General features: G+C 72.4%; 15 protein-coding genes. 5 read left to right on the plus strand and 10 right to left on the minus strand.

Going from position 1 to position 13,327, the window contains the following annotated elements:
* Window positions 1-38: 38 nt before the first annotated feature.
* Entirely contained in the window at window positions 39-1,364 is a 1,326-nt protein-coding gene (locus FHX46_RS21235) for a S8 family peptidase (protein WP_167117913.1), read from the plus strand.
* An 8-nt stretch (window positions 1,365-1,372) separates the two neighbouring features.
* On the opposite strand, the gene FHX46_RS21240 is transcribed toward FHX46_RS21235, so the two are convergent.
* The 8 genes from FHX46_RS21240 to folC form a co-directional block, all read right to left on the minus strand.
* Window positions 1,373-2,200, minus strand: coding sequence for an ABC transporter permease (locus tag FHX46_RS21240; RefSeq protein WP_167117916.1), 828 nt, complete (start codon window positions 2,198-2,200; stop codon window positions 1,373-1,375).
* A 2-nt stretch (window positions 2,201-2,202) separates the two neighbouring features.
* Window positions 2,203-3,006 carry an ABC transporter permease gene (locus FHX46_RS21245; RefSeq protein WP_167117919.1) on the minus strand — a complete coding sequence of 268 codons (804 nt, stop codon included), beginning with the start codon at window positions 3,004-3,006 and terminating at the stop codon, window positions 2,203-2,205.
* Window positions 3,006-3,917, minus strand: a complete 912-nt coding sequence (locus FHX46_RS21250) for an ABC transporter ATP-binding protein (RefSeq protein WP_167121599.1) — start codon at window positions 3,915-3,917, stop codon at window positions 3,006-3,008. Before FHX46_RS21250 ends, FHX46_RS21245 begins: the two co-directional genes overlap by 1 nt.
* Before the next feature lie 118 nt (window positions 3,918-4,035).
* The gene (gene ndk, locus FHX46_RS21255) at window positions 4,036-4,446 is read right to left on the minus strand and encodes a nucleoside-diphosphate kinase (protein ID WP_017987723.1); all 411 of its coding nucleotides are present in this window, start codon (window positions 4,444-4,446) and stop codon (window positions 4,036-4,038) included.
* 45 nt (window positions 4,447-4,491) lie between these two features.
* Window positions 4,492-6,042, minus strand: coding sequence for an alkaline phosphatase D family protein (locus FHX46_RS21260; protein WP_167117922.1), 1,551 nt, complete (start codon window positions 6,040-6,042; stop codon window positions 4,492-4,494).
* A gap of 61 nt (window positions 6,043-6,103) precedes the next feature.
* A complete protein-coding gene (locus FHX46_RS21265; protein ID WP_167117925.1) occupies window positions 6,104-6,469 on the minus strand; it encodes a DUF4260 family protein in 366 nt (121 codons plus the stop codon).
* Between the two features lie 112 nt (window positions 6,470-6,581).
* The gene (locus FHX46_RS21270; protein WP_167117928.1) at window positions 6,582-6,974 is read right to left on the minus strand and encodes a DUF4233 domain-containing protein; all 393 of its coding nucleotides are present in this window, start codon (window positions 6,972-6,974) and stop codon (window positions 6,582-6,584) included.
* Window positions 6,971-8,443, minus strand: coding sequence for a bifunctional tetrahydrofolate synthase/dihydrofolate synthase (folC, locus tag FHX46_RS21275; protein ID WP_167117930.1), 1,473 nt, complete (start codon window positions 8,441-8,443; stop codon window positions 6,971-6,973). Before folC ends, FHX46_RS21270 begins: the two co-directional genes overlap by 4 nt.
* A 72-nt stretch (window positions 8,444-8,515) precedes the next feature.
* Between folC and FHX46_RS21280 the strand changes: the two genes are divergently transcribed.
* Window positions 8,516-9,112, plus strand: a complete 597-nt coding sequence (locus FHX46_RS21280; RefSeq protein WP_167117933.1) for a class I SAM-dependent methyltransferase — start codon at window positions 8,516-8,518, stop codon at window positions 9,110-9,112.
* On the opposite strand, the gene FHX46_RS21285 is transcribed toward FHX46_RS21280, so the two are convergent.
* Window positions 9,100-9,375 carry a DUF2277 domain-containing protein gene (locus tag FHX46_RS21285; RefSeq protein ID WP_167117936.1) on the minus strand — a complete coding sequence of 92 codons (276 nt, stop codon included), beginning with the start codon at window positions 9,373-9,375 and terminating at the stop codon, window positions 9,100-9,102. The genes FHX46_RS21280 and FHX46_RS21285 overlap by 13 nt on opposite strands.
* Window positions 9,376-9,437: 62 nt before the next feature.
* On the opposite strand from FHX46_RS21285, the gene FHX46_RS21290 reads away from it, so the two are divergent.
* From FHX46_RS21290 to FHX46_RS21300, 3 genes are all read left to right on the plus strand, one after another.
* Window positions 9,438-10,658, plus strand: a complete 1,221-nt coding sequence (locus tag FHX46_RS21290; RefSeq protein WP_167117939.1) for an amidase — start codon at window positions 9,438-9,440, stop codon at window positions 10,656-10,658.
* The gene (locus tag FHX46_RS21295) at window positions 10,655-11,821 is read left to right on the plus strand and encodes an acyl-CoA dehydrogenase family protein (protein ID WP_167117942.1); all 1,167 of its coding nucleotides are present in this window, start codon (window positions 10,655-10,657) and stop codon (window positions 11,819-11,821) included. Before FHX46_RS21290 ends, FHX46_RS21295 begins: the two co-directional genes overlap by 4 nt.
* Before the next feature lie 109 nt (window positions 11,822-11,930).
* Window positions 11,931-12,815, plus strand: coding sequence for an SGNH/GDSL hydrolase family protein (locus FHX46_RS21300; protein WP_167117945.1), 885 nt, complete (start codon window positions 11,931-11,933; stop codon window positions 12,813-12,815).
* Here FHX46_RS21300 and FHX46_RS21305 read toward each other — a convergent pair.
* Entirely contained in the window at window positions 12,804-13,286 is a 483-nt protein-coding gene (locus FHX46_RS21305; protein ID WP_243871321.1) for an ATP-binding protein, read from the minus strand. The two genes, FHX46_RS21300 and FHX46_RS21305, sit on opposite strands and share 12 nt — an antisense overlap.
* Window positions 13,287-13,327: the final 41 nt, after the last annotated feature.

Raw genomic sequence — 13,327 nt, forward strand, 5'->3', positions numbered from 1 at the left:
TCGGCTTCCGCCGCTGTTCGCCCTGTTGGAGGTCCCCGGTGCGCGCCTTCGGACGATCACTCGTCGCGGTGGCGTGCGCCACCCTGGTGATCACGCCGGCCCGCGCCACGGCGGCGGAACCGGAGCGAACGTGCCATGACGGCGGGCCGACCGTGCCCTACCTGGTGGTCTTCGACGGCGACACACCACGGGCGGCGGCCCGGGACCAGGTGCGGGACGCGTGCGGGGAACTGACCGGGTACTACCCGCAGATCGGCGTGGGCGTCGCGGACGCCGACACCGGCTTCGCGCCCCGTCTGGGAGCGGGCCGCGCGTACAGCGCGCTGAACGAACGACGGGCCGCGCAGCGGCCGATGCGGCACGCGGTCGGGGCGACCGTCCCGGCGGAGGTGTCCTCGGCCGACCGGTCCGCCGAGCAGTGGAACCTCACCACGGTGGGTGGACCCGGCGCGGGCAGCCCGGAGGTCGTGGTCGGCGTGCTGGACTCCGGCATCGATCCCGACCACCCCGACCTGGCCGCGGCGCTGGACCGCGACGACTCGGCGAGCTGCGTCGGCGGGATCGCCGATCCCGCCGAGGACGCGTGGCGGGCCACCACCTCCGGGCACGGCACCCACGTGGCCGGCATCATCGCCGCAGCCGACGACGGCCGCGGCACCACCGGTGTCGCGCCCGGGACCCGCGTGGCGTCGGTGAAGGTCGTCGACGACCGCGGGATCGTCACACCCGAGGCCGTGGTGTGCGGGCTGATGTGGGCGGCCGAGCACCGGATGGCGGTGACCAACAGCAGCGTCGCGATCAACACGTGGGGCGCGTTCTGCACCTGGTCGCCGGGGCGCGAGGTGGTCCGCGAAGCCATCGGGCGGGCCGCGGCCTACTCGGCCGCGCGGGGCACGCTGAACGTGGCCGCCGCGACGAACGAAGCCACCGACCTGAGCCGGCCCGCCGGCGCGTGCGCGGCGCTGCCCGCGACCGCGCGGGACGTGCTGGCGGTGTCCGCGGTGGGGCGGGACGGGGCGAAGACGCGCTACAGCTCCTACGGACTCGGCATGGTGGACCTGACCGCGCCGGGTGGCGACGGCGACGACTGCGTGCTCTCGACCGTGCCGGGCGGCTACGGGAAGCTGTGCGGCACGTCGATGGCCGCACCGCACGTGGCCGGAGCCGCGGCGGTGCTCGCCGCGGCGCGGCCGGGAGCGACGTCCGCGGACCTGAAGCAGGCGCTGGAAGAGCGTGCGCGGCCGGTGCCGTGCCCGGCGGAGTACGACCCCGCCGGCGACGGCCGGCCGGCGGCGGTCTGCGCCGGGTACACCCGGTACAACAGCTTCTACGGGCACGGGCTGGTGCAGACCGGGGCGGGTTGATCGGACGGTCAGCGGAGGAGCAGCCCGCTCAGCCGGCGGGCCGCGCCCCAGACACCGAGAACCGCGAGCGCCACCAGGTAGGCGATGTGACCGATCATGGCGGGGTGCAGCGCGCCTGCGGCGAGTTCGCGCATCAGCTGGATGCCGTGGTACAGCGGCGAGCACTGCACCACGATTCTCAGGGCCTCCGGGTAGACCGTCAGCGGGTAGAACGTCGTGGAGAACAGGAACATCGGGACCACGGCGAGCTGGATGTAGTCGAACTGCGAGGTCGACCGCAGGAACGTCGCGCAGGTCATGCCGACGGCGGCGAACGCGAACGCGATCAGCAGCGCGACCGGGATCATCAGCACCGCCCACGGCGAGCTGACCAGGCCCATCACCGCCATGACGGCGAAGAACGCCGCCGAGTACAGCCCGCCGCGCAGCACGGCCCACGCGATCTCGCCGACCGCGATGTCCAGCGGGCCGATCGGGGTGGCCAGCATCGCGTCGTAGGTCTTGGCGTAGCGGACCTTGAAGAACACGTTGAACGTGCTGTCGAAGATCGCGCCGTTCATCGCCGACGAGGCCAGCAGCGCGGGCGCGACGAACGCCACGTAGCTCATCGGCGCGCCGTCCGGGCCGGTCGCGTCCCCGACCAGCCTGCCGAAGCCGATCTGGAACGCCACCAGGTAGAACAGCGGCTCGAGCACCCCGGAGGCGAACACCAGCCACATCCGCGAGTAGGCCAGGACCGACCGCTCGACCAGCTTGCTCGCGCGCCCGGCGTACAGGCCCGGCGGCAGGACGCGCAGGAGCAGTCCGCGGCGCGGGGTGCGGGTCAGGGCTGTCATCGTCAGACCACCAGCCGCCGGTAGAAGTAGCGGCGGGCGAGAACGGCGCCGATCGCGAACAGGGCCGCCAGGAAGGCCAGGTGGCCGAGCGCCGCGGCCGGGCTCAACCCGCCGAGGGTGACCCCCCGGGCGAGTTCGTTGCCGTGCCACAGCGGCGAGATCCAGGCCAGCCAGCGCACCGCGAGCGGGATCTGGCCGATCGGGAAGAACGTGCCCGCGAACAGGGTCATCGGCATCACTACGAACCGGAACACGGCGTTGAACCGGACGCCCTCGTCGTACGTGGTCGCGGCCAGCGCGGTGACCGGCGCGGCGCACGCCAGCCCGGTGACGGTGCCGACCAGCACCACCAGCACGGCCCCGGCGTTCAGCCAAGCCCCGAACGGTATCGCGACCAGCGCGTACACCGAGCCGGACAGCAGCAGCCGCAGCGCCACCCAGATCAGGTGCCCGCCCAGCACCTGCCCCGGGGTGACCGGGGTGGCCGTGACGGCGAGGTAGTCCTTCTGCCACTTGAACCCGGACAGCACCGGGTACGTCGACTCGCCCACCGCGTTCTGCAACGCCGCCGACACCAGCAGCGCAGGAGCGATGTAGTGCACATAGGACAGTCCACCGGTGGCAGGCCCGGCCTGCACCTGCGACCCGAACCCCAGCCCCATCGCGAGCAGGAACAACAGCGGCTGCAGACCGGTGGAGTACACATTGGACCGCCAATACCGCCGGTACCACGCCCAGTACCCCTCGACACGCAACCACGCGCCCCGCCACGCCGGCACGACCCGGCCCGTCGACCCGGCGACCATCAGTCCACCAGTGTCCGACCGGTCAGGCGGAGGAACACGTCCTCCAGCGAACCGCGCCGCACCAGTGACGACAGCGGCCGCACACCCCGCTCGTGCACCTGCTCCAGCGCCGCCTCACCGTTGGCCGTGTAGAGCAGCAGGCGGTCGGGCAGCACCTCGACCCGCTCGGCGAGGTCGGCGACGCGGCCGGCGGGGACCTCCTCCCCCGGCGCGAACCGCAGCTCCACCACCTCGCGCGTGGAGTAGCGCAGGATCAGCTCGGCCGGTGACCCCTCGGCGACGATGCGGCCGCCGTCCATCACGACGAGCCGGTCACACAACTGCTCCGCCTCGTCCATGTAGTGCGTGGTGACGATGAGCGTGACGCCCTGCGCCTTGAGCCGGAACAGCCGGTCCCACAACAGGTGCCGCGCCTGCGGGTCCAGGCCCGTGGTCGGCTCGTCGAGCAGCAGCAGCTCCGGATCGTTGACCAGCGCCCTGGCGATGGTCAACCGCCGCTTCATACCGCCGGACAACGGCTCGACCTCGTCCTCGGCGCGGTCGGACAGCTGCGCGAACTCCATCAGCTCGACCGCCTTGCGCCGCACGTGCGCCCGGGACAGCCCGAAGTACCGCCCGTAGACGTGCAGGTTCTGCCGCACGGTCAGCTCGTTGTCGAGGTTGTCCTGCTGCGGCACCACGCCGAGGCGGGCGCGGATGCGCGGGCCGTCGACGTCCGGGTCCATGCCGAGGACCGTCAGGTCGCCGTCGGTGCGTGGCGACACCGAGGCGATCATCCGCATGGTGGACGACTTGCCCGCGCCGTTGGGCCCGAGGAACCCGAACGCCTCGCCGCGCCGGACCTCGACGTCGATCCCCCGCACCGCCTCGAAGTCGCCGAAGCGCTTCACCAGCGCCTTGGCCCGCACCATGCTCGGTTCGTCCACACCGAGCACACTACGACCGGCCACCGACAGTTTTCGATCGGTTCACGAACACGAGCGAGGGGGCTCCCCGTGGTCCCGGAAAGCCCCCTCGCTCGGTCTCACGTCACAGGTCGGGGAACCAGAGCTTCAGCTCGCGCTCGGCCGACTCGGGCGAGTCCGAGCCGTGCACCAGGTTGAACTGGGTCTCCAGTCCGTAGTCCCCGCGCAGGGTGCCGGGGGTGGCCTTCTCCACCGGGTCGGTGCCGCCGGCGAGCTGCCGGAAGGCCGCGATCGCCCGCACGCCCTCGACCGCGATCGCCACGACCGGGCCGGAGGTGATGAACTCCAGCAGGTCGCCGAAGAACGGCTTGTCCTTGTGCTCGGCGTAGTGCTCCTCGGCGACCGAACGCTCGACGGTGCGCAGCTCGAGCGCGGCCAGCTTCAGCCCCTTGCGCTCGATGCGCGAGATGACCTCGCCGACGAGGCCGCGCTGTACGCCGTCGGGCTTGACCAGGACCAGCGTGCGTTCACTCACGACTGCGTTTCTCCTTCAGAACACGTGCATGGAATGACCGGAAGCCTACTGGCCTGGTGAGCGCTGCGGTTCCAGGGTCGTCGACCAGAGCGCGGCACCCGCGCCGTCGCGGAGATCGACCCGCAGTTCACCGGTGCGCCCGTTGATGTTGATTTCGCCGAAATGCTGGAAACCGGCCATCGGCGACGCGTTCGCCGCGGGCGGGGCGTGCACGAAGACCGCCTCCGGGCCGAACGTCGGATCGAGGGTGTTCGGGCCGAACGCGCCGGCGTGCAGCGGGCCGGAAACGAATTCCCAGAACGGGTCGAAATCGCCTACCGCGGCCCGGTCGGGCGAATAGTGGTGCGCCGCGGTGTAGTGCACGTCCGCGGTCAGCCACACCACGTTGCGCACCTTACGCTTCGCCAGTTCCCGCAGCACCCACGCGATTTCGCTCTCCCGGCCGGCCGGGGTGCCGGGCCGGTTGTTCGCCACGCCCTCGATGCCGGAGCCGTCGAGCACCGCGAGGCCGATCGGCAAGTCGGCCTGCACGATCTTCCAGGTGGCGCGGCTGCGGCTGAGCCCGTCCACCAGCCACTGCGCCTGCTTCTCGCCCAGGATGTGCCCGGGCTTGCTCTGGTCGGCGGTGTTGGCGTCCTTGTAGCTGCGCATGTCGAGGACGAACACCTCGAGCCGCGAGCCGTAGGGGAAGCTGCGGTACACCCGGCCGTCGACCGCGCGCCGCGGGTCGATCGGCTGCCACTCGTGGAACGCCTGGAACGCCCGGGCGGCGAGGACGTCGACGCGCTTCTCGGTGTACTGCGGCAGGTCCAGGATCTCGCCGGGGTACCAGTTGTTGGTCACCTCGTGGTCGTCCCACTGCACGTAGCTGGGGACGGCGGCGGTGAAGGCACGGACGTTGGCGTCGAGCATGTTGTAGGCGAACTGCCCGCGGTACTCGTCGAGGGTCTCGGCGACCTTGCTCTTCTCCGGGGTGACGACGTTGCGCCACACCCGCCCGTCGGGCAGCGTCACCTTCTCGCTGAGCGGGCCGTCGGCGTAGACGGTGTCCCCGCTGTGCAGGAACAGGTCGGGGCGGCGGGCGAGCATCGCGGCGTAGGCGGTCATCCCGCCGATGTCGGGGTTGATGCCCCAGCCCTGCCCGGCGACGTCGCCGGACCAGGTCAGCCGCACGTCGCTGCGGCCGGCGGGGGCGGTCTTGAAGGTGCCGGTGAGCGGCTCGCTGGTGGTGCGGCCGTCGAGCGATTCGGCGGTGACGCGGTAGTGCACCTCGGTGCCCGGCGCGAGCGCGGGGATCCGCAGCTTGCCGGTGCCGCCGGTGTCCGGGGTGAGCAGCGGGCCCCGGAGGGTGCGCACGTGCCGGAACGACGGGTCGCGCGAGACCTCGACGACCATCCGGGACGGGCGGTCGGCGCGCGTCCACACCAGCGCCGAGTTCGTGGTCACGTCGCCGGACTGGATGCCGTGGGTGAGCACCGGGCGGTCCGGGCGGACGAGGGCGGCGCCCGCGGCGGGGCTGCCGAGGGCACCGGCGGCGAGGACACCGGCACCGACGAGGCCGGTTCTGAGGGCGGAACGGCGGGTCTGTTCGGTCATGCCGGAGTTCTATGCGGGCTCGGGGGCGGCCGGGCCAACTCCGGCTGTCCGGGCGGTGAAATCACGCGGCCGTCCGCTGACGGCCCTCGGCCGTGCGCAGACCGTAGCCGAAGACGCGGTCCACCGCGATGTGCGCGAGCCAGGCGAGACCGAGGGTGAACGCGGCCGGGCTCGTGACGAGGCTGAAGACCACGAGCAGGACCGCCGGCCCGGCCCAGTGGTGGGCCGCGTTGTAGAACGGCACGACCGGCCGTGGCAGGGCTCCGCGCTCGACGACCGGGGCGCCGATCCCGATGAGGAACGTCAGGTCCGGCCCGATGAGCCCGAGCAGCAGGGCGCCAAGGGCCCACCCGCCGTGCTGGACCACCTCGAACACGGCGAACGCGAGCAGGACGGCGGCGGCCAGGGCCCAGGCGATGCGTGTCACGGGCACACTCCTCAGAGATCAGTTGTCCACTTCGAGAGCGGTGCTCTCACAAGACAAGCATGACCCCGGAGAGCGCCCTTGTCAAGAGCACTGCTCTCGTTGTGGATCGCCGCTACTGCTGCTGGCTGGGCAGCCGTCCCTCGGCCATGCGCCGGGCGACGTCGTTGCGCAGCCACAGCGCCCACAGCCAGAACGCCAGGAACAACAGGCCGATGATGCCGATCGCGACCTGCTCGACGAAGTACACGACCAGCGCGACCTGCAGCACCAGGATCGCCGGCACCGCCCAGCGCCGCTTGAGGACGCCGCACAGGAGCACGTGCAGCACGGCGATCACGATGATCCCCCAGCCGGCGAGGGTGCCGATCCCGCCGCCCAGGTTCGCGATCACCGGCAACGCGAGGCCGACCGTGATCGCCTCGCAGATCAGCGTGCCGGCCATCACGCCGCGGAAGGACTTCATCGGGTCCTTCGCCGGCGGCCGCACCGTCTTCTCCTCGCTCACGCCGGCTCCTTCCCGAACAACGTCCGCGCGTCCCCCACCGTGACCACCGAACCCGTGATCAGCACACCACCACCGGCGAGCGGCTCGCCCGGGTCGTCGCTCTCCTCGACCAGGGTCACCGCGGTCTCCACCGCCGCGTCCAAACTGGACTCGGCGACCACGCGGTCCTCGCCGAAGACCGCCAGCGCCAGCTCGTTCAGCTCGTCCAGCGGCATCGCCCGCGGCGAGCTGTTCTTGGTGACCACGACGTCGGAGACCACCGGCTCGAGCGCCTCCAGGACACCACGCACGTCCTTGTCCGCCAGCACCCCGATCACCGCGGTGAGCTTGCGGAACGCGAACTCCTCCTCGATCGCGGCGGCCAACGCCCGCGCACCGTGCGGGTTGTGCGCCGCGTCGAGCAGCACGGTCGGCGCGGCGCGCACGCGCTCCAGGCGGCCCGGGAGCTCCACCGCGGCGAACGCCTCGCGCACCGCGTCGATGTCGAGCCTGCGGTCCTTGCCCGCGCCGAAGAACGCCTCGACCGCGGCCAGCGCCAGCAACGCGTTGTTCGCCTGGTGCGCGCCGTGCAGGGGAAGGAAGATCTCGTCGTAGACCCCGCCGAGACCCTGCAGGGTCAGCATCTGCCCGCCGACCGCGATCTCCCGCCGCAGCACGCCGAACTCGCTGCCCGCGCGGGCGACGGTGGCATCCACCTCGACCGTCCGCTCCAGCAGCACGCGCTGCGCCTCGGGCTCCTGCTCGGCGAGGATCGCGACGCTGCCCGGCTTGATGATCCCGGCCTTCTCCCCCGCGATCTGGCCGAGCTCGCTGCCCAGGTACTCCGTGTGGTCGAGCCCGACCGGGGTGACGACCGCGACCTGACCGTCGGCGACGTTCGTGGCGTCCCAGGTCCCGCCCATGCCCGTCTCGATCACCGCCGCGTCGACCGGGGCGTCCGCGAACGCGGCGAACGCCATGCCGGTGAGCACCTCGAACTTGCTCATCCTCGGACCGCCGGCGCCGTCCACCATGCCGATGTAGGGCTCGATGTCGCGGTAGATGTCGACGTACTTCGACGCGGGAATCGGGGCACCGTCCACGGCGATGCGCTCGGTGACCAGTTGCAGGTGCGGGCTCGTGTAGCGGCCCACCCGCAGCCCGAGCCGGGACAGCAACGCGTCGATCATGCGGGTGACGGAGCCCTTGCCGTTGGTGCCGGCCACGTGCAGCACCGGGTAGGTCTTCTGCGGATCACCCAGCACGGTCATCAGCGCGGCGATCCGGTCCAGCGACGGCTCGATCTTCGTCTCCGGCCACCGCTGGTTCAGCTCGGCCTCCACGCGCAGCAGCTCGCGGCGGGCCTGGCGCTCGATCTCCTCGAGGTCGACCGGGTCGGCCTCGGCCGGGTCATCGGGGAGCGGACCGGCCACGAAGTTGCCCCCGCTGGACAGCTCCGCCGGGTACTCCTCGTCCTCGCCCGATGTCACGCGTTCTCCCTACTCGGCCCGGCCTGGCTACCCCGCCGAGTCTACTTTCGCGGGCACTGGCAGGTTGACCGCATGCCGTTCGACCACAACCACGCCTACCACCGGCTGCTGCTGCGACAGGTGCCCGCCGGGGCCCGCACCGCGCTGGACGTCGGCTGCGGCGCCGGGCGGTTCGCCCGCCGCCTCGCCGCGGCCGGCCTGGAGGTGGACGGTCTCGACCCGTCCGGGGAGATGATCGGGATCGCGCAGGCGCTCGGGCCGGCCACGATCACCTACCGGCACGGGGACGTCACCACCGCCGAGCTGGGCCGGTACGACTTCATCTCGTGCCTGGCGTCGCTGCACCACGTGCCGTTCGAGACGGTGACGAAGCTGCGCGCGGCGCTCAACCCGGGCGGGGTGCTGGCGGTGCTGGGACTGGCGAAGCCGCGCTCGATCGCGGACTGGGTGAAGTGGGGCCTGCTGGCGCCGCCGGTCAACCTCGCGGCCCGGCTCGTCGTGGCGGCCGGAGACCAGCTCAACGGCGGCCCGGACCCGGTGGCGGCCGCCCCGGTGCAGGGCTGGGACACGACGATGACCCAGGTGCGGCGCGAGTCCGCGCGACTGCTGCCCGGGAGCACCGTGCAGCCGTTGTTGTTCTTCCGCTACCTGCTGCTCTACCGGGCCTGACGCGCCGCGATCCGAGCCTGGACCTCCGGGCGGCGCAGCGGCGGGACGGTCGCCGGGGGCTGCCGGCGCGGGGGGAGCTCCGCGAGCAGCCGGGTGGTGGTCGCGGCGACCTCGGCCACCGCTTGCTCGAACGGGCCGCGCGTCGCCTCGGAGAGGGTCTGCACACCGCTCACCTTGCGGACGTACTGGCGCGCGGCGGCCTCGATCTCCTCGGCCGTCGCCGACGGTTCCAGGCCCCGGAGCACCGTGATGTTTCGGCACATGTGCGGAAGACTACGCGTGCCCCGCCCCCGGCGGGGTCACACTGATCGGGCAAGCTGCCCCCGTGCACGAGGAGGTGTACGCGCTGACTTCCGACTTCGGCGCCTACGTCGAGCGCTTCCCCCATCCGGAGACCGGAACGCCCTTGGCTGTCAAGGACTTCCTCGACGTGGCCGGCCAGACGACGCGCAACGGCACGCCCGGTCTGGGTCACCACGTCGCGGTCGAGGACTCCGACGCCGTCGCCCGGCTGCGTGCGGCGGGTTACGTGCCCGTCGCGCGGACCACCGTGCCCGAGCTGGCCTGGTCGTCGCGGACGCCGGGGTGCCGCAACCCGTGGGCCCCCGACCGCGACGCCGGCGGGTCCAGCGGCGGGTCGGCCGTCGCGGTCGCCCTCGGGGACGTGCCGGTCGCGCTGGGCACCGACACCGGTGGCTCGATCCGCATCCCGGCCGCGCTCTGCGGGGTCGCCGGGCTACGGCCGACGCACGGCACCGTGCCGATGCGCGGGGTGACGCCACTGACGCCGTCGATGGACACCGTCGGGCCGATCGCCGCCACCGCCGCGGACTGCCTGGCGGTGCACCGCATCCTGGCCGGGACCGCGGAACCCGCGCCGGACACCGTGGCGGGGCTGCGGCTCGGGTGGCCGGAGCACCTGTGGGGCACCAAGATCGATCCCGAGGTGCTGCGGATCATCGAGTCGGCGGCGGGCACGCTGCGCGCGGCCGGCGCCGAGATCGTGCCGGTCGAGCTGCCGCTGGGCCACCGGTACGCCCGCACCGCCGGGTTCACGACCATGCTGTTCGAGTCCGCGCGGCAGTGGTGGCGGGCCTACACCGAGGACCCGTCCGGCCTGCGCGGACGGGCGATCGGGCAGCTCAAGGCCGGCACGGAGGTCACGCAGGAGGACTACGACGCCGCCCGCGCCCGCGCCCGGGAGATCGCCGCCGAGGTGGACGCGGCCTTCACCGAGGTGGACGCCCTGCTGATGCCCACCCTGCCGGTCACCGCCGCACCCGCGGACACCGAGACGGTCGAGGTTGGCGGGCGGGAAGAACCACTCGAAAACGCCTACTACCGGCTCACCGCACTAGCCTCGGTGAGCGGGCATCCCGCACTGACGGTTCCGGCGGGGCTGACCGAAGCCGGTCTCCCGGTCGGCGCCCAGCTCGTCGGGCCACGACGGCGGGAGGCCCTGCTCTGCCTGCTCGGCGGAGTGATCGAAGCCGGTCCACCCGCCCGTGCCCTGGCCCGGGCCCGCACAGGAAGAACGCGCCCATGACGAAGCCCGACCCCCGCGACCTGCTCGGCATCCGCGACCTGCTGACCGACGAGGAACGCGAGATCGCGGACACGGTGCGGACCTTCGTGCGCAAGGAGGTCACCGACCACGCCGGCCAGTGGTTCGAGGACGCCACCTTCCCGAAGCACCTGGTCCCCCAGCTCGGCGAGATGGGGCTGCTCGGCATGCACCTGACCGGCTACGGCTGCGCCGGCACCAGCGCCACCGCCTACGGCCTGGCCTGCCTGGAGCTGGAGGCCGGTGACAGCGGGCTGCGCAGCTTCGTGTCGGTGCAGGGATCGCTGGCGATGTTCCCGATCTGGAAGTACGGCTCGGACGAGCAGAAGGACCGCTGGCTGCCGGCGATGGCGCGCGGCGAGGCCATCGGCTGCTTCGGCCTCACCGAGCCCGACCGCGGCTCCGACCCGGGCGACATGCGCACCTTCGCCAAGCGGGACGGCGGCGACTGGATCCTCAACGGCGCCAAGATGTGGATCACCAACGGCACGCTCGCCGACGTCGCGGTGGTGTGGGCGCGCACGGACGAGGGCGTGCGCGGGTTCGTGGTGCCCACGGACACGCCGGGCTTCACCGCGCGGGAGATCAAGCACAAGCTGTCCCTGCGGATGTCGGCCACCGCCGAGCTGTCCTTCGACGACCTGCGGCTGCCCGGCGACGCCGTGCTGCCCGGCGTGACGGGGTTGAAGGGGCCGCTGTCCTGCCTGTCCGAGGCGCGGTTCGGGATCCTGTTCGGTGCGCTGGGCGCGGCCCGGGCCTGTTATGAGAGCGCGCTCGACTACGCGGCGACGCGGGAGCAGTTCGGGCGCCCGATCGGCGGGTTCCAGCTCACCCAGCAGAAGCTCGTCGGGATGGCGCTGGAGCTGAACAAGGGCCTGCTGCTCGCGGTGCACCTGGGCCGGCGCAAGGACGGCGGCGACCTCCCGCCCGAGCTGGTCAGCTTCGGCAAGCTGAACAACGTCCGCACCGCGATCGACATCGCCCGCACCGCGCGCACGATCCTCGCGGCGAACGGGATCAGCCTCGAGTACCCGGTGCTGCGGCACGCCAACAACCTGGAGAGCGTGCTGACCTACGAGGGCACCGAAGAGATCCACACGCTGGTGCTCGGCCAGCTGCTGACCGGGCAGAGCGCCTACCGCTGACCCGGTCGGGTGGCGGGCGCCGGTGTGCCCGCCACCCGACCGGTCACAAACGGGCCGCCCCACCCGAATGGCGGCGGCAGGGGCGGGCCGCAGCGGTTAAGAAGAAGTCATGCGCCGCACCCTGCTCGTCCTCGTGGTCGCCGCCTGCACGCTGCTCGCCACCACGGTCACCGCCTCCGCCGCGCCCCAGGTCCGGCATCACCGGCACTACCAGCACTACACAGCCCTCGGCGACTCCTACACGGCCGGTCCGCTGATCCCGTTGCAGCGCCTGGACCCGGTCGGCTGCCTGCGCTCCACCAGCAACTACCCGTCGCTGCTGGCGATCGCGTTGCGCGTCGGCTCGTTCACGGACGTGTCGTGCAGCGGCGCGGACACCCACGACATGGTCGCCCCGCAGGACGTGGTCCTCGGCCCGAACCCGCCCCAGCTGGACGCCCTGCGGCCGGACACCGACCTGGTCACGCTCGGCATCGGCGGCAACGACTACAGCGTGTTCGGCACGATCGTCGGCACCTGCCCCGGCCTGCGGGACTCGGACCCGGCCGGCAACCCGTGCGAGCGGCACTTCACGGTGGACGGCGTGGACACCATCAAGGCCCGGCTGCCGCGGACGCAGGCGAACGTCACCGCGGTGCTCGGCGAGATCCACGACCGGGCGCCGGATGCCGACGTGCTGGTGATCGGGTACCCGCGCATCGCGCCGCCGTCGGGCACCTGCCCGGCCGTCCTGCCCTTCGCCGACGGCGACTACGCGTGGCTCAACAGCGTCGAGGAGGAGCTGAACGCGGCGCTGGCGAAGGCGGCCGCCGACGACGGGCACGCGTCCTACGTGGACACCTTCACCCCGTCGCTCGGTCACGACGCGTGCGCCCCGCCGGGGCGGGCGTGGATCAACGGCAAGGACCTCAAGCCGTGGGCGGCGAACTACCACCCGTTCTTCACCGGGATGCAGGGCGTCGCCGCGGTGACGTACGCGCACCTACGCGATTGATCGCGCGTCCCCGCGGTCGTGCGGCAGCTGCCAGGTCATCGACACGGTGGTGCCCTCCTCGGTCGCCATGACCTCGACGTGCCCGGCCAGCCCGCGGATGAGCCGCAGGCCGTGCCCGTCGAACATCGAGCGGCCCGGCGGGGGCGGCCGCCAGCGGCCGCGGTCGAGGACGGTGACCGCGATCAGGTCGTGGTCGCGGCTGGCGTGCAGCTCGACCGGGCCGTCCGTGCCTTCGGGGTAGGCGTGGGTGGCGGAGTTCGTCAGCGCCTCGTAGCCGGCGAGGCCGATCGCGTGCGCGAGGTGACCCGGGAGGTCGAGGTCCTGCGCCCACCGCACCAGCTCGTCCCGCAGGGCGGTGACGTTCCACGGCGAGGCGGGCCAGCGGCAGTGCAGGCTGGTTTCGGTGCACCCTGATGGACTGGGCGTCGTGTCCATCGGCGGCCCCCGTTCGAGCACGGACAGGTGGTCCAACCATGGTCACACCCGCGGTGGGCGGGCTGAAGGGTCCTTCG

This window comes from Amycolatopsis viridis (assembly GCF_011758765.1).
GTDB lineage: Bacteria > Actinomycetota > Actinomycetes > Mycobacteriales > Pseudonocardiaceae > Amycolatopsis_E > Amycolatopsis_E viridis.